This window comes from Streptomyces sp. RKND-216 (assembly GCF_004795255.1).
Taxonomy (GTDB): Bacteria; Actinomycetota; Actinomycetes; order Streptomycetales; family Streptomycetaceae; genus Streptomyces; species Streptomyces hazeniae.
Window position 1 is genome coordinate 973,060 of record NZ_SSBQ01000002.1, and the last position, 25,654, is coordinate 998,713.

Annotated in this window: 21 protein-coding genes; 4 read left to right on the plus strand and 17 right to left on the minus strand. The window is 71.8% G+C overall.

What is annotated here, in order from left to right:
- Positions 1–13: 13 nt before the first annotated feature.
- A complete protein-coding gene (locus tag E4198_RS04355) occupies positions 14–733 on the plus strand; it encodes a methyltransferase domain-containing protein (protein WP_136181992.1) in 720 nt (239 codons plus the stop codon).
- Positions 733–2,277, plus strand: coding sequence for an FAD-dependent oxidoreductase (locus tag E4198_RS04360; protein ID WP_136181993.1), 1,545 nt, complete (start codon positions 733–735; stop codon positions 2,275–2,277). The genes E4198_RS04355 and E4198_RS04360 overlap by 1 nt, the downstream gene beginning before the upstream one ends.
- Positions 2,278–2,323: 46 nt before the next feature.
- Here E4198_RS04360 and E4198_RS04365 read toward each other — a convergent pair whose 3' ends face one another.
- The 11 genes from E4198_RS04365 to E4198_RS04415 form a co-directional block, all read right to left on the minus strand.
- Entirely contained in the window at positions 2,324–3,322 is a 999-nt protein-coding gene (locus E4198_RS04365) for a DUF5914 domain-containing protein (RefSeq protein WP_136181994.1), read from the minus strand.
- Positions 3,319–4,329, minus strand: coding sequence for a phytoene/squalene synthase family protein (locus E4198_RS04370; protein WP_136181995.1), 1,011 nt, complete (start codon positions 4,327–4,329; stop codon positions 3,319–3,321). The genes E4198_RS04365 and E4198_RS04370 overlap by 4 nt, the downstream gene beginning before the upstream one ends.
- Positions 4,316–5,896, minus strand: a complete 1,581-nt coding sequence (gene crtI, locus E4198_RS04375) for a phytoene desaturase family protein (RefSeq protein ID WP_136181996.1) — start codon at positions 5,894–5,896, stop codon at positions 4,316–4,318. The genes E4198_RS04370 and crtI overlap by 14 nt, the downstream gene beginning before the upstream one ends.
- A complete protein-coding gene (locus E4198_RS04380) occupies positions 5,893–7,098 on the minus strand; it encodes a polyprenyl synthetase family protein (protein ID WP_136181997.1) in 1,206 nt (401 codons plus the stop codon). Before E4198_RS04380 ends, crtI begins: the two co-directional genes overlap by 4 nt.
- Positions 7,099–7,430: 332 nt before the next feature.
- The gene (locus E4198_RS04385; protein ID WP_136181998.1) at positions 7,431–8,777 is read right to left on the minus strand and encodes a cytochrome P450; all 1,347 of its coding nucleotides are present in this window, start codon (positions 8,775–8,777) and stop codon (positions 7,431–7,433) included.
- A 31-nt stretch (positions 8,778–8,808) separates the two neighbouring features.
- Entirely contained in the window at positions 8,809–9,930 is a 1,122-nt protein-coding gene (locus E4198_RS04390) for a selina-4(15),7(11)-diene synthase (protein WP_136181999.1), read from the minus strand.
- 341 nt (positions 9,931–10,271) lie between these two features.
- On the minus strand, positions 10,272–11,711 hold the full coding sequence (locus tag E4198_RS04395; protein WP_136182000.1) for a cytochrome P450: 1,440 nt from the start codon (positions 11,709–11,711) through the stop codon (positions 10,272–10,274).
- Complete coding sequence (locus tag E4198_RS04400) at positions 11,708–12,328, minus strand: ATP/GTP-binding protein (protein WP_136182001.1); 621 nt, start codon at positions 12,326–12,328, stop codon at positions 11,708–11,710. The genes E4198_RS04395 and E4198_RS04400 overlap by 4 nt, the downstream gene beginning before the upstream one ends.
- Positions 12,309–12,665 carry a DUF742 domain-containing protein gene (locus E4198_RS04405; protein WP_027763182.1) on the minus strand — a complete coding sequence of 119 codons (357 nt, stop codon included), beginning with the start codon at positions 12,663–12,665 and terminating at the stop codon, positions 12,309–12,311. The genes E4198_RS04400 and E4198_RS04405 overlap by 20 nt, the downstream gene beginning before the upstream one ends.
- On the minus strand, positions 12,662–13,066 hold the full coding sequence (locus tag E4198_RS04410) for a roadblock/LC7 domain-containing protein (RefSeq protein WP_199779575.1): 405 nt from the start codon (positions 13,064–13,066) through the stop codon (positions 12,662–12,664). Before E4198_RS04410 ends, E4198_RS04405 begins: the two co-directional genes overlap by 4 nt.
- A gap of 3 nt (positions 13,067–13,069) precedes the next feature.
- Positions 13,070–14,653 carry an ATP-binding protein gene (locus E4198_RS04415; RefSeq protein ID WP_136182002.1) on the minus strand — a complete coding sequence of 528 codons (1,584 nt, stop codon included), beginning with the start codon at positions 14,651–14,653 and terminating at the stop codon, positions 13,070–13,072.
- A gap of 565 nt (positions 14,654–15,218) precedes the next feature.
- On the opposite strand from E4198_RS04415, the gene E4198_RS04420 reads away from it, so the two are divergent.
- Positions 15,219–15,962, plus strand: a complete 744-nt coding sequence (locus E4198_RS04420; RefSeq protein ID WP_136182003.1) for a GNAT family N-acetyltransferase — start codon at positions 15,219–15,221, stop codon at positions 15,960–15,962.
- Between the two features lie 70 nt (positions 15,963–16,032).
- Here E4198_RS04420 and E4198_RS04425 read toward each other — a convergent pair whose 3' ends face one another.
- A complete protein-coding gene (locus E4198_RS04425; RefSeq protein ID WP_136182004.1) occupies positions 16,033–16,590 on the minus strand; it encodes a helix-turn-helix transcriptional regulator in 558 nt (185 codons plus the stop codon).
- 76 nt (positions 16,591–16,666) lie between these two features.
- On the opposite strand from E4198_RS04425, the gene E4198_RS04430 reads away from it, so the two are divergent.
- Positions 16,667–18,334, plus strand: coding sequence for a bifunctional NAD(P)/FAD-dependent oxidoreductase/class I SAM-dependent methyltransferase (locus E4198_RS04430; protein ID WP_136182005.1), 1,668 nt, complete (start codon positions 16,667–16,669; stop codon positions 18,332–18,334).
- A 135-nt stretch (positions 18,335–18,469) separates the two neighbouring features.
- Here E4198_RS04430 and E4198_RS04435 read toward each other — a convergent pair whose 3' ends face one another.
- From E4198_RS04435 to E4198_RS04455, 5 genes are all read right to left on the minus strand, one after another.
- The gene (locus E4198_RS04435) at positions 18,470–20,647 is read right to left on the minus strand and encodes a germacradienol/geosmin synthase (RefSeq protein ID WP_136182006.1); all 2,178 of its coding nucleotides are present in this window, start codon (positions 20,645–20,647) and stop codon (positions 18,470–18,472) included.
- An 18-nt stretch (positions 20,648–20,665) separates the two neighbouring features.
- Positions 20,666–22,078: a family 2B encapsulin nanocompartment shell protein gene (locus tag E4198_RS04440; RefSeq protein ID WP_136182007.1), complete on the minus strand. Its 1,413-nt coding sequence runs from the start codon at positions 22,076–22,078 to the stop codon at positions 20,666–20,668.
- A gap of 832 nt (positions 22,079–22,910) precedes the next feature.
- Complete coding sequence (locus E4198_RS04445) at positions 22,911–23,276, minus strand: nuclear transport factor 2 family protein (protein ID WP_136182008.1); 366 nt, start codon at positions 23,274–23,276, stop codon at positions 22,911–22,913.
- Between the two features lie 90 nt (positions 23,277–23,366).
- Positions 23,367–24,854, minus strand: coding sequence for a class I adenylate-forming enzyme family protein (locus E4198_RS04450; RefSeq protein WP_136182009.1), 1,488 nt, complete (start codon positions 24,852–24,854; stop codon positions 23,367–23,369).
- A 5-nt stretch (positions 24,855–24,859) separates the two neighbouring features.
- Positions 24,860–25,591, minus strand: a complete 732-nt coding sequence (locus E4198_RS04455; protein WP_247597552.1) for a PIG-L deacetylase family protein — start codon at positions 25,589–25,591, stop codon at positions 24,860–24,862.
- Between the last annotated feature and the right edge of the window lie 63 nt (positions 25,592–25,654).

The window sequence follows — 25,654 nt, forward strand, 5'->3', positions numbered from 1 at the left end:
CCCTGGAGACGCGGTGCCCCTGCTGCACGACCAAGAACTCTCCGCCGCCTTCGACCACGCCGCCGGCACCTACGACCGCTTCACGGCCGCCAACCCGGGCTACCGGGCCGGGCTCCGGCGCTCCGCGCGACGACTGCGCCTTCCTGACCGCGGTGCGGCGCTGCGCATCCTGGATCTGGGCTGCGGCACCGGGTCCTCCACCGCCGCACTGCTGTCCGCCGCGCCACGGGCCCACGTCACCGCCGTGGACGCGTCGGCGGGGATGCTGGAGCGGGCGGAGGCCAAACCGTGGCCGCCCGGTGCGGTGGAGTTCGTACACGGCCCCGCCGAGCAGCTCACCGAAGCCGGGGTGCGGGGCCCGTTCGACGCGGTCTTCGCCGCGTACCTCTTCCGCAACCTCTCCGATCCCGACGGGGTACTGGCCGCTGTACGGGATCTGCTGGCTCCGGCTGGGCGGCTGGCGGTGCACGAGTACACCCTCAGCGGCGCCCGGGCACACCGCGCGCTGTGGACGGGAGTCTGCCGGGGTGGTCTCGTCCCCGTGGCGTCACTGCGCGGCGACGGCCGCCTGTACCGGCATCTGTGGCGCAGCGTCCTGGATTTCGACGATGCCCCCGACTTCCGTGCCCGGCTGCGGAGAGCCGGGTTCGAGGACGTGCGGGTGCTTCCGGCCACCGGGTGGCAGTGGGGCATCGTCCACACCTTCGTCGCGCGCCGAGGGGGTGCCGCGTGATGCGTGTGAATGCTCACGGCCGGGGACGACGTGGACGCGACCCGCGCGCGGAGGCGCTGCAGCCGCCGCCGGGGGCGCCGCGGCTGACGGGTGCGCCGCCGCGCGTCGCGGTGGTCGGCGGCGGCATCGCCGGGCTCGCGGCGGCGACCGGACTGGCCGAACGTGGTGCGCGCGTCACGGTGTATGAGAGGGAGTCCGGGCTGGGCGGTCGGCTGCTGGGCTGGCCGGAGCGTCTCGCGGACGGCAGCCGGGTGACGATGAGCCGCGGCTTCCACGCCTTCTTTCGCCAGTACTACAACCTGCGGGGGCTGCTGCGGCGTGTGGACGGATCCCTCGGCATGCTCACGCCGCTCGCGGACTATCCGTTGTGGCACCACGACGGTCTGCGTGACGGGTTCCGCGGACTGCCCCGTACGCCGCCGTGGAACGCGGCGGCGTTCGTGGCCCGCAGCGAGGCCTTCGCCTGGCGGGATCTGACCCGGATCCGGCCGCGAGCGGCACTGTCGCTGCTGGATGTGCGGGTCCCGGAGGTGTACGCGCGCTTCGACGGCGCCAGCGCCGCCTCGTACCTGGACGCGATCGGGTTCCCGCCCGCCGCCCGGCATCTCGCGTTCGAGGTGTTCTCACGCAGCTTCTTCGCCGACCCGCGCGACTTCTCCGCCGCCGAACTCGTCCTGATGTTCCACATCTACTTCCTCGGCTCCAGCGAGGGCCTGCTGTTCGACGTCCCCCGCGAACCGTTCCCGCACGTGTTGTGGGAGCCGCTCGCCGGCTACCTGGCCCGCCACGGTGCACGGGTCCGGACCAAGACACCGGTGGAGACCGTGCAGCCGCGGGACGCAGGGTTCACGGTCGTCTCCGGGCCGGCCAGCGAGGAGGTGGATGCGGTGGTGCTCGCGCTGGACACCGCGGGTCTGCAGTCCCTCGTGGGGCGCTCCCCCGGCCTGGGCGACGCCGACTGGCGCTCGCGCGTGGCCGGGCTGCGCGCCGCGCCGCCGTTCCTGGTCTCCCGTCTGTGGCTGGACCGCCCGGTGGCCGCCGACCGGCCGGGGTTCCTGGGCACCAGCGGTTACGGCCCGCTGGACAACGTCAGCGTCCTCGACCGATGGGAGGGTGAGGCCCGCCGATGGGCGGAGCGCACCGGCGGTTCGGTCGTCGAACTGCATGCCTACGCCGTGGCCGACGGCACCGACCGCGCGGCCACGGAGGAGCAACTGACGGCACACCTGCACTCCGTGTATCCGGAAACGCGTCAGGCGCGGATCATCGATGTACGGCACGAATGGCGGGCGGACTGCCCGCTCTTCGAGGTGGGCGGTCACCCGCGCCGCCCCGGAGTGACCACGCCGCACGCACGGCTGATGCTCGCCGGCGATCTGGTGCGCACCGACCTGCCGGTGGCCCTGATGGAGCGAGCCGCGACCACCGGATTCCAGGCGGCGAACGCCCTGTTGCGGCAGTGGGGTGTGCGCGGGCAGACGCTGTGGACCGTGCCGCGGGCGGGGCGCTCGGCCGCGCTGAGGGCCGCAGCGGCCCTGGCCTGACCCGCAGCCCCGTTGCTCGCCCCGTTCGGGCTACCGGGTGGAGCGGTCAGCCGGGGAAACGACCGGTGGAGCGCAGCAGGTAGCGACGTTCGGCATAGGCGAGGTCGTCGCGCCACAGGCGCGCGGCCGCCGCACTCATGAGCGGACGCAGCAGCGGGGCGGCGCGCCGCGCGGCGACGAACCCGGTCCGTTCAGAGGTGGCGACGACGGCTTCGACGACACGCGTGCGGGGCCGGTCGTGCGTGTCGGGCCCGAGGGGGGTCGCGTGCGTCTCGACCACGGACCCCTCGCCTTCGCCTTCGACGATCCGCATGACGACGGTGCGGGGTCCGGGGGCGGTGAACGTCGCGCGCACGGGGACGACGAGCCGGCCGGCCACCTTGAACGACACCCGTACGGTGAAGCCTTCGTCGGCGGCGTTCTCCACCGTGAGGTCGACGAAGGAGTAGGGGTGGAACCAGGCGCCGTGCCAGGGGTCGAGCCGGTTGGCGACCACGTCCTCCGGCTCGCAGACGCCTTGCGCGCTCATGACGGCGCCGACCGCGCCGGGCAGGGAGGGACGGGCGGGGACGAGCGGGCTCTGCATCGGGGACTCGCCTCCCAGCGCGTCCAGTCGCACCCAGACCAGCAGGCCGTCGTCGTGGGCGGGGTAGGGCTCCCAGCCGGCGAACGGCGCGCCGTCCAGCGCGAGACCGTGCCAGTGGCAGACCACTCTCCCGCAGCGCACCGGGCTGTCGCGCAGCGGCGCACCGAGGTGGGGACAGGCGCCCGGCCCCGCACGGAGCGCACCGTCGTCCCCGCGCCAGAGGATGACCTCCAGACCGCCCACGGTGCGGCCCAGGACGGTGCCCGGGCGCACCTCGCGGCTGCCTGCGACGACATACCAGTTGCCGGTCGGCCGAGCGGACGCCGTCTTCAGGGCGGCCGCGATGAGCGCGGGGCTCGCCTCCCGCCAGGTGGGCTCCTGAGCGTCCCAGCGGCTGGGCCGGCGGCGCCAGGAGAGCGGAAGACGAGGCCGGCGGCGCGGTGCGGGGAGCGGGCTCATGCCGAGTCCTCTCGCGGCAGAACGGGGTGACGGACGGGTTCCGGCTTCCCGGGGCGTCGCCGTGCGGCGGACGGGGCGCGCCGCAGCCGGGCGGCGGCCACTCCCGTGACGCCGCGTGCGGCCACCACGGCGCGTCGGGCCGGCGAGACGGCGACGCGGCGGTGCAGCACCGGGTAGCCGGCGTCGGCGGCGGCGTCGAGGATCTCCGAGTACAGGGTGTAGGCGGCGCGGATGCAGGGGCGGGAGACGGGATCGAGCAGGGCGATGCCCGGCTCGGCCTCCCGGTACACCTCGCGGGTGAGGGCGTCGGCGGCCCGCAGGGCGCTGCTGATGCGTGGGTCGTGGCGTCCGGTGGCACGGCTCCACTGCAGCAGGCCCCGGTCGACGCCGTGGGCGGCCAGCAGGTCGCCGGGCAGGTAGACGCGGTCACGGTCGAGGTCCTCGCCGACGTCGCGGAGGAAATTGGTCAGCTGGAAGGCGACACCGAGCGCGGCAGCGTGGGCTTCGGCCTCCTCCGCCGGGACCACGGTGCCCAGCACCGGCATCATCTGCAGGCCGATGACGGCCGCCGAACCGTGCATGTAGGTCTGCAGAGCCGGATAGTCCGGGTAGGCGCGGACCTGGAGGTCCATGCGCATGGACGCCATGAAGTCGGTGAAGTGGGTGTGGCAGATGCCGTAGGTGCGGGCCGTGTGCGCCACGGCTCGCACCACCGGTTCGCCGCTGGAGCCGGTACGGAGGCCGACGGCCAGCTCCTGCTCCCAGCGGCTCAGGGCTGCCGCCCGCTCGTGGACGGCGGCATCGGCGGCGAGGTCGTCGACGATGTCGTCGGCCCAGCGGGCGAAGCCGTACAGTGCGTGCACTGCCGGGCGACGAGCGGGCGGCAGCAGGCGCGTGGCCAGGAAGTAGGTGCGGCCGTGGCGGGCGTTCAGGGCCCGGCACAGCGTGTAGTCCCGGCGCAGGCCCGGTTCGGTGATGCCGGCGGCAGTCAGTTCACGTGCCGTCATGGTCGGTGCCTCCTGCCGGGATGCGGCTGCCGCAGTGCGGCATGCTTTCGGCGCAGTGGTGGTGACGGGACGCGGGAAGCGCCCTCGCTCCGGTGATCCGCTGAGCGGCGAGCTTCCCGGAGATGAGGACCGTGGGGACGCCGACGCCCGGGGTGGTTCCGCAGCCGGCGAGGACGCCGTTGGTGGTGCCCCGCATCAGGTTGCGGGGACGGAACGGGCCGGTCTGCGCGAACGTGTGGGCGGCGGAGAAGGGGGTGCCTGCGGCCATGCCCTGGGCCGTCCAGTCGGCGGGGGTCACCAGTTGCTCGTCCTCGATGGAGGTGCTCAGGCCGGTCAGGCCGCGGCGTTCGAGCTCGGCGACCAGCTGGTCCCGGTAGCGGGGTCCCAGGTCGCGCCAGGCGGCGGGGCTCGGGCCGATGTCGGTGTTGGGGCAGGGCGCCAGGATGTAGTGCAGGTGCCTACCCGGTGGGGCGAGGCCGGGGTCGTGGGCGGTGGGGCGTGAGATCAGCAGCGACGGGTCGGTCATCAGCCGCCCGTGGCGGGTGAGTTCGTCGAAGGTGCGATGCCAGGCGTGACCGAACGAGAGGGTGTGGTGCTGCAGCTCGTCCCAGGTGCGGTCGGTTCCGGCGTGCAGCACGACGGCGGACGGTGAGTGCCGCAGCCGAAGCGGTCGGCGCGGTGTGCGGCCCAGCAGGCCGTAGGCGGCGGGCAGGTCACAGGTCAGGACGGCTGCGTCGCAGGGCAGGCGGCGACCGTCGGCGGTGCGCACGGCGCGAATCCGGTCGCCGGACCGCTCCAGGCTGCCGACCTCGGTGTTCCAGTGGAAGGTGGCTCCGGCCTCGGCTGCTGCCGCGGTCATGGCACGAGCGACGGCGTGGATGCCACCGGTGGGAAAGTACACGCCTGCCACGGTGTCCATGTAGGCGATGACCGCGTAGGCCGCCAACGCCTTGGCCGGGGGCACCCCGGCGTAGAGCGACTGGAAGGTGAAGACGCGCCGCAGCCGCTCGTCGCGCAGGAAGTGGCCGATGCGGGTCTCCAGGCGGCCGAAGCCGCCGAGTGCGGCCAGCCGCGCCAGGTCCGGGTGCAGAAGGTCGAGGGGAGAGTCGAAGTGGGCGTCGATGAAACGGCGCATCTGCACGCGGTACAGGCGCTGCAGCCAACAGCGGAGAGCGCGGTACCCGGCTGCCTCGCGTGGCCCGGCGAAGCGGTGGATCTCCTCCTCCATCGCTTCCGCGTCGGTGTGCACGTCCAGGCTCGAGCCGTCGGCGAAAAGCGCCCGGTAGGCGGGGTGAAGCTGTGTCAGCTCCAGTCGGCCCCTGACCGACGTGCCCACGGCGGCGAACGCCTCGTCCAGGAGATGCGGCATGGTGAGCACGGTGGGGCCGGTGTCGAGCCGGAAGCCGCCGAGGTCGGTGCGGCCGGCCCGGCCGCCCGGTCCGGCATCGCGTTCGACGACGGTCACCTCCCGACCGGAGCCGAGCAGATGCAGTGCTGCGGAGAGCCCGGAGAGTCCCGCGCCGACCACCACGACGCGGTCGGTGGGGCCGGGAACCGTTCGCGTCACGTACTCCTCCGGTCCGTTGCAACCCCCGGGGCTCCGGGGACGACGCGGGTGGCGGCGTGGACGAGGTCGACGAGCCGCTGCTCGGCGTCGGAGTCGAGCCGGGCGCGGGCAAGCTCTGTGGTGGCGTGCCTCACCAGCGCCTCGATCCGCTCGGTCACGGCGTCACGTGCGCCGACCCGGACCAGCGCGTGCCGGTACTCCTCCAGGGCTTCGGCGCCCAGGTGGGAGTCGGCGAAGACGCGTCTCATCACCTCCAGCGCCTGATGGTCCTCGCACGCTTCCGCCCGTTGCCACGCGAGGGCCGCCAGATGGGTGGCCTTCCCCTCGCGCACGTCCTCCCCTGCCGGCTTTCCGGTGGCGGCCGGGTCGCCGAACACGCCGTCGAGGTCGTCGCGGAGCTGGAAGGCGAGGCCCGCGCTGTGCCCTGCGGCCTCCAGGCACCTGCGGGTGTGTGGGGAAGCGCCCGCGAGGGCCGCGCCCATGCCCAGTGGCCGCCGCACGGTGTAGGCCGCCGTCTTCAGCGCCGCCACCCGCAAGGCGCTTTCGGGGGAGAACGCTCCGACGGCCTGCGTGCGCAGATCCAGGTACTGGCCGGCGACCATCTCGGCCCGCATGGCCCGCCACCCGAGGTCTTCGCCACGTGGAGCTGCGCGCTCGCGTGTCGCCTCGGCGAACAGGTCCTCGGCCCACATCAGAGCGAGATCACCGGCCAGCACGGCACCGCTCGTGCCGAACGCCTCCGGCGAGCCGTTCATGCCGACCCCGCGATGGCGGGCGGCGAAGTCCATGTGGAGGGCCGGCCTTCCGCGCCGCGTCTCTGAGCGATCCATCACATCGTCATGGATCAGGGCGAGCGCCTGCAGCAACTCGAGAGAAGCCGCAGCTTTCAGCGCGCCGCTCGCCTCGGGCTCCCGGCCCGAGCCCCCCGCAGCACGCCACCCCCACCAGAGGAACGAGGCACGCAGCCTCTTGCCGCCGCGCAGGACGAAGTCCGCGACGGGCCGGGCGACCTCGTCGCAGAACACCTCATCGAGTGAAGCCGCTTCGACCACACGGTCCTCCAGCCACGAGGCCAGAAGTGCCTCTACGGCTCCCGGAGTGTCGACGTCCGGGTGCGGAGTCTGCGTGCCGCAGCGGGACCACAGTGGGGTTTGCGGGCTCACAGGACAGGTGCGGTCCTCCGTCTCGGACGAGAGAGTCATGCCTCCTTCTACCGGAGAAGCGGCGCGATCGGATTCAACGCCACGAGCATGGGCCCGACGGCCCCGGCGGCGGTTCCGCGTGCCCACCGGTACGAGCCGCCCCGCCGAAGAGCGGCGACGTACGGTCCTGCCCGGGGGCGCGGGTGCCGGGAGCCGTGGAGGGGAGGGCCGAGCGGCAGTGGTTCCGGACCACGCCTCGTGCTTCTGCCGTCTGCCGGCCGTCGGAGGCTGACGCACCCCCGCACGAGAAGTCCCGCAGGGGGCGGACGGCCGGGGACCCGCCCGGTCCGCGCAGACACGGGCCGGACGGGACCGGCCGGGCGGCCGGGGGGCTACGTCCGGCGGGACACGACCCGCATCGGCAGCTTGTCCGGGTGTGCGACGGCGGAGGCGACTTCGCGGACCGTGTGGCCCGGGAGGGGCTCGAACCGCCAGCGGGAGAGGACGGTGGCCATCGCGATGGCGATCTCCGTCAGCGCGAAGCCGTCACCGATGCACTTGCGGTTCCCCGCGCCGAAGGGGATGTACCCCTCACGGGGCCGCCCTTCCCGGCGTTCGGGCAACCAGCGGTCCGGGTCGAAGGTGTGCGGGTCGTCGTAGAGGCGTTCGTCGCGGTGCAGGGAGTAGAGGCTGAAGGCGAGTTCGGTGCCCTCCTCCAGGCGGTGACCTGCGAGTTCCACCGGTTTCGTGACGCGGCGCATGAGGAGCGGCACCGAGTGCATACGGCCGATCTCGTCGATCACCTGCCGGGTGTAGGTCAGCTTCGGGAGGTCCTCGAAGGCGATGTTCCCGTCCGGTGCCACCTCGTCGATCTCCGCGAGGAGCTTCTTCTCCACTTCCGGTGCCTTGGCGAGTTCGTGGAAGGTCCAGGCGAGGGTGGAGGCGGTCGTCTCGGTGCCGGCGAACATGATGGCGACGAGTTCGTCCCGGATCTCGCGGTCGGTGAGCTTCTCCCCGGTGTCCGCGTCGCGGGCGTTGAGCAGCATGGACAGCAGGTCGTTGTAGTCGACGTCGCCTTCCTTGTGGGAGGCGGCGATGACGTCGTCGATGACCGTGCGCAACCTCTTCGCCGCCTGGTTGAAGCGCCGGTTCGCCGGAATCGGCAGGTGGTCGAGCAGGCGCGGGGTGACCGCCCGCAGCAGGGCGTAGCGCAGCAGGATCGGCACGTCGACGCGGACGGCTTCGGCGGCGGGCCGGCTGATGTCGGCGGAGAACATCGTCTCGGCCAGGGTGCCCACGGAGAACTCGGCGAGTTCCTGGTCGACCTGGACGGTCTGCCCGTCGGTCCACGCGTCGGCCATGGCACGCGCGCGGGCGGCCATGGTCGCGGCGTACCCGGCGATCTTGGCCTGGTGGAAGCTGGGCTGCATCAGCCGCCGGTGCCGTTTGTGGATGTGGCTGGGAGCGGTGGGCAGGGAGTCCCCGACCAGGACGCGGGCGCGGACGAAGAAGCGGCCTTTGTCCAGGTGGCGCGCCTTGGTGACGAGCAGTTCGTGGGTCAGCTCGGCACTGTTGACGAAGTAGATGGGCAGGGTTCCCACGTCGACCCGTACGAAGTCGCCGGTGTGCCGCAGCGACTGCATGAAGTCGAGCGGGCGGCGGGCCAGTGGGAGGACGTGTCCGATGAGCGGTATGCGGCCCGGTGCTCGTGGCACAGCGGCGGCGCTGGTTGCGGCCATCACGGCGTTTCCTTGTCTCGGCACCTGGCCGTCAGTTCGCCATCAGTTCGGTGAGGAGGGTCTTCTGCTGCGCCGGCGGGGGCGAGGGGGCGTCCTGCGCTCGGGGCAGCAGGTCCCACCACCAGGCGACGCAGGGGATGTCCAGCGGCTCGCTGCTGTCGTCGGTCGGGGCGTCGAGGAAGGTGGAGGGCAGCCGTGCCGGGTCGTCGGGGGTGGTGTAGCGGTGGGAGCTGATGCCCCAGTCCTGCGCGCCCCGGATGAAGTGGCCGAGGCTGCGCAGGTACTGCCGCAGCCGCGGGCTGTCGACGGTGGACGTCAGGTGGTCGCAGAGCCTCTCGAAGAGCACCATGACGCGGTCGCGCTGGGCGACTGCGGTCCGCAGTGCGTCTTCCGGGGCCAGTCCTCGGTGGTGCTGGAGGACGCGCAGCACGTTGAGGTAGTGCTGACCGGCGCGGCTCTCCTTGTGGTAGGAGAAGAGGTCGTTGTCCCAGGTGATGACGAAGTAGGCCATCTCGGCTGCGGCCCGGACCGACCGGTGGTCGCGCTCGCCGGGATCGAGTTCGTAGCCGTGCCCCATCTCCAGCAGCGGCAGGACGACGGAGGTGGCACCGTCGTAGAGGCGCATGAGGGTGTAGTCGTTGAGGTCGGGGACCGTCGCGTGACTGCGGTGGCCGGCTTCCCACACCACGGAGAGGAAGTACTCGCGCAGTGCGTCCACCCAGCGGGTCACCTGGGCCGGCGTGCCGTGGTGGGCCATGCGGCGGCTCAGGTCTCGCAGGCCGCGGGCGAGGGGGTCCTGCTGCAGCATCGGCGCTTCGGGATTCTGGGCGACGCGCAGCAGGCGGGAGAGCTCACCGGCGAGCAGCCCCGGGTCGGCGCCGAGTTCTCCCTCCTCGCAGTGGCCGTCGTCGACGCCGAACAGCCAGAGGATGAAGTCGGCGAGGAGCCGGGCGACTTCTTCGTCGCCTTCGGGGAGGATGCGCGCGGCGAAGGTGCCGATCTCGCTGGCGACGAGCTTGTCACGCAGTTCCGTCGAGCCTATGCCGAAGGCGTGCGCCCATGCGGCGTTCTGACGGTCGACGGCCTGGTGCCGCGGGTGGATGGCCGGGGGTATCGGAGAGTAGACGGGCGGGACGAGCAACCCGTGGTGCACGAGCGATCACCTCAGTCGTTCAGCGGACGGCCGCTCTCCACGGGGTCTCGGGGAGCCGCCTGCACCGCGACCAGGTCCACGACACACCGATGCAGCCACCGCGGGGGTATCGCGGTGGCTGCATCGGTGTGTCGAAGACGGCCAGAAGTGGATCACATCGTCCCGGGGCACTCAAGACCCCGGATATCGAACTGGCATGTCAAGAGGGCATATTGCGCCATCATATGCGGTTGCCGAAACCCGGGCCCGGCACCCGCCCCAGGCCCCGCACGCGCACGGACGACACGCGTCTCACCCGGTCGCGCGCCCGGGGCCCCGGAACCGGCGAGGCCGAACAGTCCCTAACGGCGCCACCGGAGACGGCGGAAGGGCCGGCGGGACGTGGAAACCCCGGGCGCCGTCCGGCTGGGTACGTCCGCGGGGGCCGGAGGGGAGGGAACGCTGCGCTGGGGCGGGAGTTCGGCGCCCGCGGTCTCCTCCGGGGCCGGCGAATCCTTCGCCGACCGGAGCCGCCCGGGGGTGAAGCGGACGGGCAGGGCGGCCAGCGGACGCGACATCAGCGAGGCGTTCCAGGTCAGCTCCTCCTCCGGTACGGCCAGGCGCAGGTCGGGCAGCCGGCTGAGCAGGACGTCGATCCCGGTGTCGGCGATGGCCCGGCCCAGGTCCTGGCCGGGGCACTCGTGCGGACCGCCGCTGAAGGCCAGGTGGGAGCGGTTCCCGTGCAGGGCGGTGGAGGTGTCCGGGCGGATGGCCGGGTCGGCGTTGCCCGCGGCCAGGCCGAGGATCAGCAGGTCCCCCTCCTTGATCCGCTTGCCCGCCAGCTCGACGTCCCCGGTGGCCCAGCGGCCGAGGTTGGTCGTCATCGGCGGGTCGTCCCACAACACCTGCTCCAGAGCGTCCGGCAGCGTCATGTGGCCACCGGCCAGGTTCGCGCGAAAGCGACGGTCGGTGAGCACCAGCCGCAGGGTGCCCGCGATCAGGTTGACCGTCGGCTCGTTGGCGGAAACCAGCACGACGCGCAGGTGCTCGCGCACCTCGTCGTCGCTCAGCCGGGCCGGGTGCTCGATGAGCTTGGAGGCCACGTCGTGGCCGGGCGTGACGCGTTTGCGTTCGACGAGCTGCTGGAGCGTCTCGGTGAGGTAGTCGTTGCTGGCCACCGCCGTCTCCGTGCCGCCGAGCATGTCGCGCGCCGCGTCGACGAGCCGGGGTCCGTAATCCTCCGGCATGCCGAACAGCTGCGTGACCACGCGCAGCGGGAGCTGGGCGGCGAACTGGTCGACCAGGTCGGCCCGTCCCACGGCGGCGAAGTCGTCGATGAGCTGGTGGGAGAAGCGGGTGACGTAGCGACGGATGCCGCGCGCTTCGAACCGGGACAGGCTGTCGGTGACGGCGCGGCGCAGCCGCTCGTGGTCGGGGCCGTCGGCGAACACGCACAGCGGCTGCCACGCGGTCATCGGCGTGAGGGGGTGGTCGGGCGGCACGTTGCCCTCCGCCATGTCGCGCCAGCGGCGCGAGTCGCGGCTGAAGAGCGTCGAGGTCCGCGCCACCTCCAGGTTCTCCCGGTGACCGAGCACCAGCCACGCCGGCAGGTCCCCGTGCACCAGCACGGGAGCCACGGCCCCGTGCTCCGCGCGCAGCTTCTCGTACAGCGCCATCGGGTCGGCGTCGGCCTCCGGCCCGTAGAGACGCCGCAGGCCGTCCGTCCCGGCGGCGTGCGCGGGGCATCCGGGCGGTGGCGCGGCCGGCCCCGGCCCGACGGTGGGTTCGTTCGGGGAGTTCACATCGCCTCCGAAGTCGTGGCCAGGGAACGCAGGTGGTGCATCAGCGTCATCAGGACGTCACGGCTGGAATCGCGGTGCCGGGCGTCGCACGCCACGATCGGTACGCTCGGCGGCAGGTCGAGCGCGTCGCGCAGGTCGTCCACGGCGTAGGTGGGGGCGTCCGGGAAGGCGTTGACGGCCACGATGAACGGGACCGACGCCTCCTCCAGCCGGCCCATCACGTCGAAGCCGGCCTCGAGGCGTCGCGTGTCGACGAGGACGACGGCGCCTAGTGCTCCGTCGAACAGGCCGTTCCACAGGAACCAGAACCGCTCCTGTCCGGGCGTGCCGAAGAGGTAGAGGACCATCTCCTGGTTGAGGCTGATGCGGCCGAAATCCATCGCGACGGTGGTGGCCGTCTTCCGTTCGACGCCGGTGTTGTCGTCGACCGTGGCGCCGGCCTGCGTCATCGTCTCCTCGGTCGTCAGCGGACGAATCTCGCTGACCGAACGGACCAGCGTCGTCTTTCCGACGCCGAAGCCGCCCACCACGACGAGCTTGACCGCCACGTTGGTCGACGACGGCAGCGCGTCCTCACTCCGCGGCCCCGTGACCGTCTCAGAGCTTGCTGAGTCCATCGATTACCGCCTCAATCAGTGCGATGTCCGGAAGCGTGGATGCAGGGTTGCGCGTCTGCACCAGTTCTTCGTCCAACAGGTCCGTCAGCAGCACGGTGGTCACGCTGACCGGCAGCCGCAGGTAGGCGGAGATCTCCGCCAGGGACAGCGGGGCACCGCACATCCGCAGGATGGCCGCGTGTTCGGGCTGCATCCCGACCTTCGGCTGCACGCGGGCGACGATCAGCGTGACCAGCCCCAGACCCGCCGTCTCCGGCGAGTCGGTGCGGCCCCCGGTGATGACGTAGAGCCGCTCGGGGGTCTCCGCGTCCTCCCACTCCTCGTCTCCTCCGCTCATACGGAGGACCCGTCATGCCGCGGAGGGCTCGTGAGGTGGGCGCCGATACGCGCCACGAGGTCGCGCATGCACTGGCCCACGAGACCCGCGTCGACTCCTTCGTCCGCCAGCACGGCGAGATGCGCTCCCGCACCGGCCGCCATCAGGTACATGAAGCCGCCGTCGACCTCGATGACGACCATCCGCATCCGGCCGCTGCTGTGCTCGAACTCCGCGGCGATCGCCACCGAAAGGCTCTGCAGCCCCGACCCGATGGCGGCGATTCGGTCGGCGGTGTCCTGGTCGGTGGCGTGCCGCGCCATGCACAGGCCGTCCGAGGACAGCACCACCACATGGCGTGTCTGCGGGACGCTCTCCGCCAGGTCCTTCAGCATCCAGTCCATGTCGACCCGCCGATCCATCGCTCACTCACCCTCATCCGACGTCGTGTCTGTACTGCTGTGGCGGGGTGCCGGCGTCGTGCGCTCCTCGCCGGACAACCCGCTCGCGAGGTCGGCCATCCACATGCCGGGCTGCGGTGCGGGGGCCTCTCCCTGCTCGACCGGCGGAGCGGCAGGATCCGGGCGCGCGGGACCGAAGCGACCCGGGCCGTTCGGACCCTGCCGCCGACGGCGCCGCTGTGGCAGGCCGTTCGCGTTGCGCACCGGCTCCTCCGCGGGAGCCGCCTCTTCGGCGTTCTCCAGGAGACCGTGGGCCGGTGCCGGGGCGGCGGTCGCCCGCCGCGGCTCGTGACCGGCGCCGGGGCGGACTCCGCCGCCCGATCCGGCGTCCGCCGGGGTGTGCGCTCGCGAGTCCGCGCCGGGAGCGGCACCGATGCCGTGGGCGCGTACCGTGACCGGCGCCGTGGTGACCAGCTGCTTGGGCACGACGAGCACGGCCCGCACCCCGCCGTAGGCGGACGGCGGCAGCGACACCTGGAAGTCGTAGGCCCTGGCCAGGCGGCCGACCACGGCCAGCCCGAGGCGCGGTGCCTCACCAAGGTCGTTGAGGTCGATCCCGGCCTGCGCCTCCTTGAGCATCTGCTCGGCGCGGGACCTGGCCTCCTCGCTCAGGCCGACGCCGCCGTCCTCGATCTCGACGGCGACACCCGCGTGGACCTCGCTCGCCGTCAGATGCACCCTCGCCTTGGGCGGCGAGTACCGGGTCGCGTTGTCGAGCAGTTCGGCGAGCGCGTGGATGAGCGGTTCCACCGCCGGGCCGGTGATCGCGACGTCGACGACGGAGTGCAGCTCGACGCGCTGGTAGTCGGTGATGCGGGACATCGCGCCGCGCAGCACGCTGTAGAGGGCCACGGGCTTGCTCCACTGCCTGCCGGGGCGTGCCCCGCCCAGCACGGCGATGCTGTCGGCGAGGCGGCCGATGAGCGCGGTGCCGTGGTCCAGCTTGAGCAGGTCGGCGAAGAAGTCGGGCCGGCTGCCGTGCCGTTCCTCCATCTCCCGCAGGTCGCGGGCCTGCTGATGGATGACGGCCTGCACACGGCGGGCGATGTTGACCACACCGCGCTGGGCGGAGTCCCGTAGCGTCTCCTCGGCCTGCACGGCCTGGACGACGCTGTGCAGCAGCGCCCGGTGAGCTGCCCGGAACTCGTCGCTGAGCCCTTCCCCGGTGGACTCCATGGACAGCAGGACGTCCTCGGCGAACTCGCCCTCCTGCAGGCGCTCGACGGCCTCGGGTAGACGCTGCTGCGCCAGTGCCGTCGTGGCCGCCTCCTGCTGGATCAGGCGGCTGCGCAGCGCCTCTTCCCGTTCGGCGTGCCGGGCCCGCTCGGCGGCGGCCGTCGCGCCGCGACGGGCCACTTCCGCCGCGAGCGCGGCGACGGCGAGTGTGGCCGCGGCACCGCACCAGACGACCGCCGCGCGCGCCACGGGCTGCACCATCAGGGCGGCGACGACCGTCACCGCCGCCGTCACGGCGGCGGGCAGGAACCACGCCGCCGCAGGTACGGACCGCGGGACTCCGGGGGACGATCCAGCACGAACCATCAGCATCCTCACAATATTGAAGCGACGCGCGCAACAGGCGGTGTTCTTCGTACAGCGACGGGAAGACCGGTCAGCCGAGGCGCACACCCTCGACACGGCAACAGGACAGGGAGCGGCAGAGGAGATCCACTGCGTCAGCGCTCCGAGCCCTCGGCAGCATAGCTGCAATGAACTCGTAGATCACATAGACCTTTTGTCGGCCCGTCAGCTTTTGTCTATGGCCCGTCAGATGCGCGAGGCTCCGAGGAGACACCCGGCTCGCCGGTCGTGCGACGGCGTCCCAACCAGTGCTTCCTCCGCTCCGTTCACCGCACGGGGACGGGGCCGCCGCCTGCCGACGACCCGGGGCGGGGGAGACTGGACGAACGCCCGCACGGCTCGCGCCCACGGCCGACATGCTGCCTCCACCGTGGCGACCCCCGGCACCGACGGCGTCCGACGCGCGTCACGCTCCGGACCGGAGTCCGTATCCGCGTCGCGCGCGAGGACGTGGACGGCCCCGCGGGCGGTGACCCGACGAGGCCGGCCACCATCCGGCCGACCGCGCTGCCCGCGGGAAAGGAACTGCGCCATGACGAAGGACAACGAGCCGGTCCTCGGCCACCCGGTCCTCGACGACCCGGCCCTCGACGACCCCGTGGGCCGGTCGCTCGGCGGCCGGCACGCCGCCTTCGCCCGAAGAGCCGGCGGCGCCGCCACCTACCTCCCGGACGTGGCCACCTTCTCCGCCGTGGCCACCGACCCGGACGCTCAAGACTGGGCCGACCTCGCCCGCCTGCTCGGCCCCGGCGCCTTCGCCGACATGTTCAGTTGCCCGTCCCTCCCGCCGCCGGACTGGCAGCCGGTCTTCACCCTGGAGGGCCGTCAGATGATCTGGAACGGCGACGCCCGCCCCGGCCGCCCGGAATCCGCGCCCGGCACCGACCTCGTCGAGCTGGCTGCGGACAGCGTGCCCGACGTGCTCGATCTCGTCGCCCGGACCGAGCCGGGGCCCTTCTGGCCGCGCACCCACGAACTCGGCACCTACCTGGGCGTCCGGTCGGACGGCGTCCTGGTGGCCATGGCCGGAGAGCGCCTGCGCCCTCCGGGGTGGACCGAGATCAGCGCCGTCTGCACCGCACCCGACGCACGCGGGAAGGGCCACGCCTCCCGCCTCATCACCGCACTCGCCGCACGCATCGTGGCGCGCGGCGAACGGCCCTTCCTCCACGTGGCGGAGGCGAACACCGCAGCGATCTCCCTGTACGAACGGCTCGGCTTCACCTCACGCAGGCCGGTCACCTTCCGAGGCTTCACCACCCCCGACATCCCCTGAGGCTGGCCTGCGGTGCACCCTCGGGCGGCTCGACGGCTTCCGCCCCCGTCGGAATCCAGCCCGAGCCGCCTCACTGGTGCACGTGGGCGCGCTGCCCCTCACGGTCGAAGACCATGATCAACTCGGCCGGAGCGTCCAGGGCCGTGATCGCGTGCGGGACCATCGTCGCGAACTCCGCCGCCTCCCCCGTGTCGACGTCGATCTGCCGCTCGCCCAGCCACAGGCGCGCACGGCCGTCGAGCACGAGGAACCAGTCGTGGCCCGGGTGCACCCGTTGACTCGGCGGCGCGTCGGACGGTTCGAGGCGCATCTTGATCGCGACCGTGCGCCCGTCCGGACGACTCAGCGGCCACGTCGTCCGCGTGCCGCTGCTGTGGGCGACCGGGCGGATGACGACGTCGTCGTCGGTGGGCGCCTCGAAGAGCGCGTCGAGACTCACCTGGAGGGCGTTGGCCAGCGGCACCAGCACGTCGAGGCTCAGCGTGCGCTTGCCCGTCTCGACGCGGCTGATGGTCGACGGGCTGAGGTGGGTGCGCTCGGCCAGTTCGTCGAGGGAGTACCCCAGGGTGGTGCGCATGCTGCGCAGGCGCGACCGCGCCAGGGCCTCGATGTCGGCGACTCCGTGCATGCTCCCATCCTCCCGCCCTCTTGCTGATTCCGCAAGGCGCTTTGCGGAGACCGCCGGGCGTCGTACCGTCGGACCCATGAGCGACCACCCCGCGGAGACCCGCACCTCGGCCCACTCCCAGCACGCCGGGCACCCCGACAACACCGGTCACGACAGCCACACCCGGCACCCCGCCCAGGAGCGTCACTGCGACGTCGCCGTCATCGGCGGCTCGGCCGCCGGTCTCGCCGCCGCCCTGCAGATCTCCCGCCAGCGACGCAGCGTCGTCGTGGTCGACGACGGCACCCCGCGCAACGCCCCGGCCGCGCACATGCACGGGTACCTGGGGCACGAGGGCGTCGCGCCCGACGAGCTGAGGGAGACCGGGCGCGCCGAGGTACGCGCGTACGGCGGGGAGGTGCTCTCCGGCCGGGTCGTGGGGGTGCACCGTCTCGACGACGGCCGGTTCCGGCTCGACCTCACCGGCGGGCATGCACTGACGGCCCGCCGCGTCCTCGCCGCGACCGGCCTGTTCGACGAACTCCCCGCTCTGGACGGCGTCGCCGAGGGATGGGGACGGGGCGTGATCCACTGCCCGTTCTGCCACGGCTTCGAAGTGCGTGACCGGCGCCTGGTGCAGATCGTCACCCACGCTCTCGGCCTCCACCCGACCCCGCTGTTCCGGCACCTGACCGACCGGCTGACCGTCGTACTGCACGATCCGGCCGGACTCGACGAGGAGGCCGTCGCCGCGCTCGCCGCCTCCGGCGTCGCCGTCGAACACGGCGAGGTCGGCCGGGTCCGCACCGGGCCGGAGGGCGAGGTGTCCGGAGTCGAACTCGGCGACGGTCGCGTCCTCGATGCCGACGCCGTCGTGGTCGGCCCGCGGTTCCGGGCACGTGTCGACATGCTGGCCGGGACCGGGCTCACCGCCACCCCGCACCCGACCGGCGCCGGCGACGTCCTCACGGTGGACCAGCGCGGCGAGACCGCCGTACCGGGGATCTACGCGGCTGGCAACGTCACCGACCCGAGCCTGCAGGTGCTGCCGTCGGCCGCCCAGGGCAGCCAGGTCGGCGCCATGATCGCCTTCAGCCTCGCCGAAGAGGATCTGCACGACGCCGTCCGGCGTTCGGGCGAGGAGGCCGACTGGGACCACCGCTACGGGGGCCCGGACCGGGCCTGGAGCGGCAACCCCAACGGCACGCTCGTCCACGAGGTCGCCAGCCTGCCCCCGGGCCGGGCGCTCGACGTCGGAACCGGCGAGGGCGCCGACGCCCTCTGGCTGGCCGAGCGCGGCTGGAAGGTGACCGCCACCGACATCTCCGGCAACGCGCTCGCCCGGGTGCGCGCCGAGGCGGATCGGCGCGGACTCGCCGTCGACCTCCTGCGCAGCGACGCCAACGATCCCGTGCCCTTCGGCGCCGAGGCGTTCGACCTGGTCTCCCTGCAGTACGGCTCGTTCAAGCGCACCCCCGACCAGCGCGGACTGCGCAGCCTGCTCGCCGCCGTGGCCCCGGGTGGCACGTTCCTGGTCGTGCACCACGACCTCACTCCCCTGCGCGACCCGGTGGACGTGGCCACCCAGACCCGGATGTACGACCCGGAGGCCTTCGTCGGGGTCGACGAGGTCGCCGCCGCGCTCACCGCCGACCCGGACACCTGGGAGGTCGAGATCCAGGAGACCCGGCCACGGCCCCCCGGCGCGGCCAGCACCCACCACGTGGACGACGTCGTCCTGCGCGCGACCCGGCGGGCGCGCTGACCGCGCTGCCGGCCGGTGAGCACGACAGCGGAGGGGGAGCACGACGGAGCGCCGACCCCGCCGCCTCGAAGACACGGCGGGGGATGTGAAACCACCGGCCTGAGGGGCGGGGGTGCGCCGGGGAGCAGGACCCTCTCAGACGCCGAGGGCACCCACACGCGCGCGCGTCACCGCGGTACCCAGGCCGCCCATGTCCCGCAGAAGCTCCTCCTCGTCATAGCGATCACAGCCCCGGTGCCAGACGAGGATGCCGGACATCCAGTTCTGCAGCTCGAGGGCGTACAGGTTCAGGGCGGCACGGGTCTCCTGAGGCAGTTCCAGGTCGTCGCACAGGACGGGAAGCTGCACGTTGCAGACGTGCTCGAACTCCCGCATTCTTCCGTCGATCAGATCATCGACGATCCGACGGGCCTGCGTCTGTGTGCAGTCCAGGAACCGCTGCACGACCAGTACCGCGTTGTGGATCTCGCCCTCGAACTCGATCTCCTTGCGGAAGGAGAACACGTCGTTGAGCAAGCCGGCCCAGTCCGCCGCCGAGTGCTCCAGCGCCTGCACGGGACGGGAACGGTACACCTCACCGGGAATCACGCCGCCGTGCCCGATGCGCGACAGGCTCATCGTGAGGTCGGCGCCGAAGGTCTTGCGGCGCATCTCGATGTAGTCCACGGGCTCGGGCACCCTGCGCTGCACCGCGTTGACCAGCTCCCACACCCACGCGTCCGTCATGTCGACGATGGTTCGCCGGAAGGTGATCCGGGCCTCCCGCGTCATAGGCGCGGTCGTGCGCACCCACAGGTCGTACAGAGCCCGCTCCAACGCCGTGTCCGCCCGCCGGGGAGGCGTCCCCGCATCGACCGGCATGAAATCCGACAGCCCGTCGGTGTAGCGCCTGGCCGCTGCCAGGTTGCCGGTGCGCCCGAAGATGAGCGGGTAGTAGTCGTCTCCGTAGGTGCCCCACGCCAGCCAGCCCGAGGTCAGGTCGAGTCCCTCCGGGGTTGCGTCCGGGTGGATGCCTGCCGCGCACAGCGGCAGGTCGGCCGCACGCAGTTTCCTCTCGTCCCACACGCCTTCCGCGGTGACCCCGAACTCATGGCACCAGGCGACGAGTCGCTCCCGGGAGGCGTGCAGGTGCGGGGAACGCCTCGCCGCGAAAGGCATGCGCGGTTCCGGCTCCGGCAGACCCGCCGCGGGCTGCTGGACATGCGTGTAGCCGCGCCGCCGCTGCGGCATGGTGTGCACGTACGAACCCGCGAGGCGGGCCGCACTGGTGCCGAGGCCCGTGGGGCCGGCGGGAAGGCGGGACCCGTCCTCCGGGCCGGGGCCGGACTCCCGCATGTAGCGGCTGGAACGACGGTGCCATTCGTGGCCGCCGGACTGCCAGTCCTGCAGCCCCTTGGTGTAGGCGGCGATCCTCGACTGCTCGTCGGGCGTGAGCCCGTGCTCGGCGCACAGCGGCGGAACCTCGGTGAGCGCCGTGTGCTCGAACTGGTGGAGACGGGCGGTGAGCAGGTCGTTGACCTTGTCGGCAGCCTCCTGGGTGGTGCACTCGAGGAAGGTCTCGAAGACGAGCACGCCGTTGGACAGTTCGCCCTCCTCCTCGACCTCTCGCTGGTAGGAGAACAGGTCGTTCCGCAGGTGGACGGCGTCGGAGAAGGTGTCGCGCAGGACCAGCAGCGGTCGGGAGGAAGCCACCCGGGCGGGCACTTCGGCGTGCGCCGCGTACTCCACGAGACCGGCCGACCAGGGGGCGCCACCGACCTTGCGGCGCATCTCGATGTACTCCAGCGGGTTGGAGACCCGGCCGCTCTCGATGTTGGACAGCTCCCACATCGACTCGTCCAGCAGGGCGAGGGTGGCTTCGGTGAACCGCTCCCGCCAGTCGTCCGTCATGACGGGCACGGTGCGCCGCCACAGATCCGCGAGCCCCCTCTCCACCGGGTCGCGCGGCTCCGGCATCGGGGCGACGGAGTCGACCGGCATGCACGCCCGCAGCCGCTGCAGGTGCTCCTGCGCGGCGACGGTGTCGCGGGTGTACTTGTACCTCTCCAGGAAGTGGTCGTCGAAGAAGAACACCCACACGTACCAGTCGGTGACGGTCGCCAGCCGCTCGGCGGAGGTGTCCGGATGGGTGTAGGCGCACAGCAGGGCGTAGTCGTGCGCATCGAACGCGTCGGTGTCCCAGATGCCCGAGCCCTCGAGCATGCCCATGCTCCTCGCCCAGGCCCGCGCATGGGTGCGGACCGTCTCCAGGTGGGGGCTGCGGCGGGCCGGGTACGGCTCGTAGAACGTGGGCAGCTCGAAGGGCCTGGCCATCTCTCCGTCCTCCTCCGGTCAGTCGCGGCGGTGGTGGACCTCGACGTCCTCGAGGATGCCGAGCGCGTCCGGTACCAGTACCGCGGCCGAGTAGTAGGTGGACACCAGGTAGGAGATGACGGCCTTGTCGTCGATGCCCATGAAGCGGGCGTTGAGACCGGGCTCGATCTCGTCCGGGATACCGGTCTGGTGCAGACCGATGACACCCTGGTTGTCCTCCCCCAGCCGCATCGCGATCACCGAGGACGTGCCCTGCGGGGTCACCGGGATCTTGTTGCACGGAAGGATCGGCACGCCGCGCCACGCCGGGACGGATTCGCCGTTGAGCTCGGCGTTCCCCGGGTACAGCCCGCGGTGGTTCAGCTCACGGCCGATCGCGGCGATGGCCTTCGGGTGCGCCAGCATCACACGGGTGTTGCGGCGACGGGACAGCAACTCGTCCAGGTCGTCCGGAGTGGGCGGCCCCGAGTGGGTACGGATGCGCTGCTTGTACTCCGCGTTGTGCAGCAGACCGAACTCACGGTTGTTGACGAGCTCGTGCTCCTGACGCTCGCGCAGCGCCTCCACCGCGAGCCGCAGCTGCTCCTCGGTCTGGTTCATCGGCTTGTTGTACAGGTCGGCGACGCGAGTGTGGACCCGCAGCACCGTCTGCGCGACCGACAGCTCGTACTCACGCGGTTTGAGCTCGTAGTCGACGAAGGTGCCGGGCAGGGTGGGTTCCCCCACGTGACCGGAGGCCAGCGCGATCTCGGCCTCCCCCTGCCTGTTCTGTTCCTGCGAGGACAGGGCGCGGAACGCGCCGACGTGCTCGCGGAGTGACGGAACGCGTTCCAGCAGGCGCTCGAAGTCGTCACGCCGCAGCTGAAGAAGAGTGCCGGACGTCAGCGCGGTCGCGGTGGCGTCCCAGGTGGCGGGCTCCCCGAGGAGCGCCTGTTCACCGAACCGGTCGCCCTCAGCCACCGTTTCCAGCACGAAGTCCTCGCCGTACCTGCTCGATCGCGTACGGCGGACCCTGCCGTGGGCGATCAGGCGCACGTACTGGACGTCCTCACCCTCGCGAGCCAGCACCTCACCGGCCTCGAAGTCGTGCTGTGTGAAGGCGTCGGCCAGCGCCGAGAGGGCCTCTCCGTCCTCGAATCCGCGGAAGATGCCCAGCTCCCCCAGCTCCGGGGGAATCACACGGACGGTCGCGCCGGTCTGATCGAAGTCGATGCGGCCGTCCCCGACCGCGTAGGTCAGCCGCCGGTTGACACGGTAGACACCGCCCTCGGTCTGCACCCACGGGAGGACCTTGAGAAGCCAGCGCGAGGTGATGCCCTGCATCTGCGGGGCGGACTTGGTGGTGGTCGCGAGCTTCCGCGCGGCGGCGGTACTGAGAGACCGCAGCGGTTCCTCGGTCTCTGCGGCCCGAGGCTGCGACGGGGTGGTCATGCGTGTCCTCCGTGGGGGCGTGCGGACGACCGGCGGTCGTCTGGGCGTGCGTCAGAGCTGTCAACATCAATTAGACCTGACGCAGCGGGAGTTGACGCACGCGGGGTTGCGCCCCGGACGTGGTGCACGGGCTCGGCCGCTTCCCGCGGGCCTACCGGCGCCGCGCACGGCCGGGAAAGAAACGGTGTCCGAGGGATGCGCCGCTGAACGGACGCTCCGCAGAACAGGACCAGCCGTCCTCGACCACACAGCGGGCCAAGCGCAGACGTCCGGTCTCGGGCAGCTGGACATTACGGTGGGACACCGGGCGGGTCCTTTGGGACGGCGGACGAGTGACTTGGCGGTTCTCATCCTGCCGCTGAAGAACCCGCCCCTTCGTACCGGCCCCAGCGTCACCAACCTCACCGAACAACACACCTAGAGCCTCCGACCTACCCGGGGCGGTTCAGGTGCATGCGGCAACGGCGACTGGGTAGGCAAGAGCTTCCTTCCTCCGGAGGTGTCCCGGATCGCTTCGGAGGACGTACGTGGGGTGCACCGCTGTTATAGCCCGACCGGTGTCGATCCGTGACCGCCGACCCGGCCCCGGAGTGGCCGGCATGTCGTCCGGTGAGAGACGCGGGCTCTGACCGGCGAAGACACCCCGCTCCCTGTACTGAGGATCGAGGAGCGTGGATTCACATCCGCTGCCGGGACGGCGGAGGCGAAGAGCGAGGGCGGCCTTTCGCATCGAGAGGCCGCCCGTTGATCTTTCACCGGGCACGTCGGGCCGGAGCGGGAGGAAGGCGCCGACCCACCTGTCGGTACGGGTTCGCTCAGCGACCCGCAGGCCTCAGGATGCCCACCAGTCCCGGGATCCGCCCTCATCCGCGCCGCACTGACGCCAGATCAGACCGTCGCGGAGCACGTACACGCCGAACGTGACGACCACCTCACCGCGGACGGTCATGGTGCCGCGCATCATGACCGTGTCATCGGTCTGGATGAACTCGTTCATCTCCACGTGCTGCAGGTCGAGTTCCCAGTAGCGGGCCAGGAGTTTCCGGATCTCGTCCTCTCCCCGCACGGTGCCGGTGAACCGGATCCACTCGGCGTCAGGGTGGTACAGCTTCATGAGTCCGTCCAGGTCACGCTCCGCCGTGCAGCGAACCATTTCGGCGAAGAGAGGGTGCAGCTCGATCTCGGCTTCTGTGCTCATGACAAGGCTCCAGTCGGTTCGGCGGTATCCGTTGCGGACGAGGCGGGCGAGCGGACGAGGTGGCGTCGAAGACGGAAGGGGCACCGGGGGTCAGGAAGCGGAGAACCAGCCGCGAATGGAGCGTTTGATCACCTTCCCGAGGTCGTTGCGCGGCAGTTCGTCCACGAGAAGGACCTGAGAGGGTGCCTCGTGGAAGGCGAGTGCACCACGGGCGTGGGCCAGAAGCGCCGACGTCATGCCGGCGTCGTGAGGGGCTCCCTCAGCAGGAACGACCGCTGCGACCACGGCGCCCTCCGCTGTTCCCACGACGGCGACGTCGCCGACGGAGTCGTGAGCGAGCAGGGCGGATTCGACCCGGAGCGTGGAGACGATCCCCCTCGGGGTGCGAACGGCGTCCGACTCACGGTCGAAGAGATGCAGCTCGCCCTCCTCGTCAAGGTGCCCGAGGTCGCCGGTGTCGCACCATCCGCCCGGGGGTGTCCCCTGCTCCTCGGGTCCGGAGTCCAGGCGGACGCGGGCCGGCGCGCCTTCGGCACGCAGCCATATGCGCCCCACCTGCCCCTGCGGCAGGGCCTCACCCTGCTCGTCGGTGATCAGTACGTGCGTGCCGGGTGCCGGGCGACCGACGGACATCGGGCGAGACGGGTCGAAGGTGCCGATGGTGACCGCGGGTTTGGCCTGGCTCGCCGAATAGGCGCCGATCACGGAGGCGTTCGGCATGGCTTTCAGCAATGCCTGAGCAAGCGGTGGGTGCAGAAAGGCAGACGCCGTAGCCACCGTTCTGACCGATGAGACATCGTAGCGCTCCAGCACTCCGTCTCGGACGAGTTGCACCGCGAGGTGCGGAGTCATCATGATCGTGCTCGCGGCATGCTCCTCGATCAGCGCGCCCAGCCGGTCGGCGTCACCGGGAGGTGCAAGGACGAGGGTCGTCGGGGTGGCGTTGAGGACCATCGAGACCGTGGTCGCGCTCGCGGTGATGCCGAGCTTCACCGAGGCCACCATCGGCGTCGGTTCGTCGTGGGCCATGACCGAAGGCGGGCCCCCGGCGGTCGCCAGGTTCTCGTGGGAGACAACCACTCCCCGCGCCATCCCCGTGGTTCCCGAGGAGTAGACGACCTCCGCGTCGTCATGCGGGCTGTGTGCGAGCGCGACCGGCGGGCCGTCGGCCATCGACAGCTCGTCCAAAGACCGCGTCCACCGGACAGACAGGTCGTCGGGCGGGAGTGTCCGCCCATGCACGATGCCGACCATGCGGCTCTGCCGTACCCGGCGTTCCGTCTCTGCGGCGGGCAGGCGCACGGACAAGTGCACGACCGCCGCACCGGCCTTGAGCGCGCCGAGGTACGCAACGGCGTAATCGGCCCAGTCCATGCCGCCGAAGTGGATGCCGACGCGGTCACCGCGACGCACGCCCGCCGCCTGCAGGCCCCGCGCCACCGCCTCCGAACGACGGTCCCAGGCGCCGTACAGCAGGTCCGGTCGTCCGTCGATGACGAGAGCCACACGGTCGGGGTGCAGCGCCGCGTGCGCGTGAAGTTGGTCGGTGAGGTAGGAGATGGTGGTCCGCTTCGTCATCCGTGTCACCCCACAAGCTCGAAGGCGACGCCTTTGCGGTCCCCGAACCGGGGCGCGGTGGCGGCCAGGAGGTGGTCGAGAATGAAGCGTGCCCGATCCTCCGGCGGATCCTCGCTCAGAGCCAGGAGGTAGCGGCGATGGGCGGCGAGGGAGCGGACAGCGCGTTCCGCGGCGTCCGCATCGACGGCCACAGCGTGTGTTGCGCGGGGGGAGCCGGCGACTGCCACGCGGCGGGCACGCCACGGTTCGAGACCCTCCTCGGCGAGCCTGGGGAAGATCCACGGGTTGGCGGCGTCGGCCACCGCGTCCAGGGCGGCCCGGCCGACGGCACGGTGATCGGGGGTGTTCCAGGCGCCGGAGGCCCAGGTGTCGTGGTGGTTGAAGGTGAGGATGAGGTCGGGACGCCACCTGCGTACGGCGCGGGCCAGGTCCCTGCGCAGGTCCGGCCCGTAGACGATGGAGCCGTCGGCGTGCCCTTCGAGGAAGTCGACGTCGCGCACGCCGAGTTCCGCCGCGGCCTTGCGTTGTTCCGCTTCGCGCGCCGGTCCACACTGCTCCGGCGCGAGGTCGGATATACCGGCTTCGCCGCGGGTCACCAGGAGGTAGACCACTTCCCGGCCCTGCGCGGTCCACCGGGCGATGGCAGGGCCGGCCCCGAACTCGATGTCGTCGGGATGGGCAACGATGGCGAGCGCGCGGCTCCAGTCGTCGGGCATGTCGAGGAGTGCGTCGGCCATGAGATCTCCGTACGTTGTCGGCGAGGGGATGGACCGACGGCGTCCGAGCGACGTTCCGGGGCT

Excerpts from the sequence above, each read along its gene's own strand:
- E4198_RS04405 (WP_027763182.1), bottom strand. The coding sequence starts at position 12,665 with ATGAGCGGAGGAGACGAGGAGTGGGAGGACGCGGAGACCCCCGAGCGG.
- E4198_RS04435 (WP_136182006.1), bottom strand. The coding sequence starts at position 20,647 with ATGGCCAGGCCCTTCGAGCTGCCCACGTTCTACGAGCCGTACCCGGCC.
- E4198_RS04450 (WP_136182009.1), bottom strand. The coding sequence starts at position 24,854 with ATGACGAAGCGGACCACCATCTCCTACCTCACCGACCAACTTCACGCG.
- E4198_RS04385 (WP_136181998.1), bottom strand. The coding sequence starts at position 8,777 with ATGGCCGCAACCAGCGCCGCCGCTGTGCCACGAGCACCGGGCCGCATA.
- E4198_RS04410 (WP_199779575.1), bottom strand. The coding sequence starts at position 13,066 with ATGGATCGGCGGGTCGACATGGACTGGATGCTGAAGGACCTGGCGGAG.
- E4198_RS04425 (WP_136182004.1), bottom strand. The coding sequence starts at position 16,590 with ATGCACGGAGTCGCCGACATCGAGGCCCTGGCGCGGTCGCGCCTGCGC.
- E4198_RS04365 (WP_136181994.1), bottom strand. The coding sequence starts at position 3,322 with ATGAGCCCGCTCCCCGCACCGCGCCGCCGGCCTCGTCTTCCGCTCTCC.
- E4198_RS04440 (WP_136182007.1), bottom strand. The coding sequence starts at position 22,078 with ATGACCACCCCGTCGCAGCCTCGGGCCGCAGAGACCGAGGAACCGCTG.
- E4198_RS04360 (WP_136181993.1), top strand. The coding sequence starts at position 733 with ATGCGTGTGAATGCTCACGGCCGGGGACGACGTGGACGCGACCCGCGC.
- E4198_RS04455 (WP_247597552.1), bottom strand. The coding sequence starts at position 25,591 with ATGGCCGACGCACTCCTCGACATGCCCGACGACTGGAGCCGCGCGCTC.
- E4198_RS04445 (WP_136182008.1), bottom strand. The coding sequence starts at position 23,276 with ATGAGCACAGAAGCCGAGATCGAGCTGCACCCTCTCTTCGCCGAAATG.
- E4198_RS04400 (WP_136182001.1), bottom strand. The coding sequence starts at position 12,328 with ATGGACTCAGCAAGCTCTGAGACGGTCACGGGGCCGCGGAGTGAGGAC.
- E4198_RS04415 (WP_136182002.1), bottom strand. The coding sequence starts at position 14,653 with ATGCTGATGGTTCGTGCTGGATCGTCCCCCGGAGTCCCGCGGTCCGTA.
- E4198_RS04380 (WP_136181997.1), bottom strand. The coding sequence starts at position 7,098 with ATGACTCTCTCGTCCGAGACGGAGGACCGCACCTGTCCTGTGAGCCCG.
- E4198_RS04420 (WP_136182003.1), top strand. The coding sequence starts at position 15,219 with ATGACGAAGGACAACGAGCCGGTCCTCGGCCACCCGGTCCTCGACGAC.
- E4198_RS04430 (WP_136182005.1), top strand. The coding sequence starts at position 16,667 with ATGAGCGACCACCCCGCGGAGACCCGCACCTCGGCCCACTCCCAGCAC.
- E4198_RS04370 (WP_136181995.1), bottom strand. The coding sequence starts at position 4,329 with ATGACGGCACGTGAACTGACTGCCGCCGGCATCACCGAACCGGGCCTG.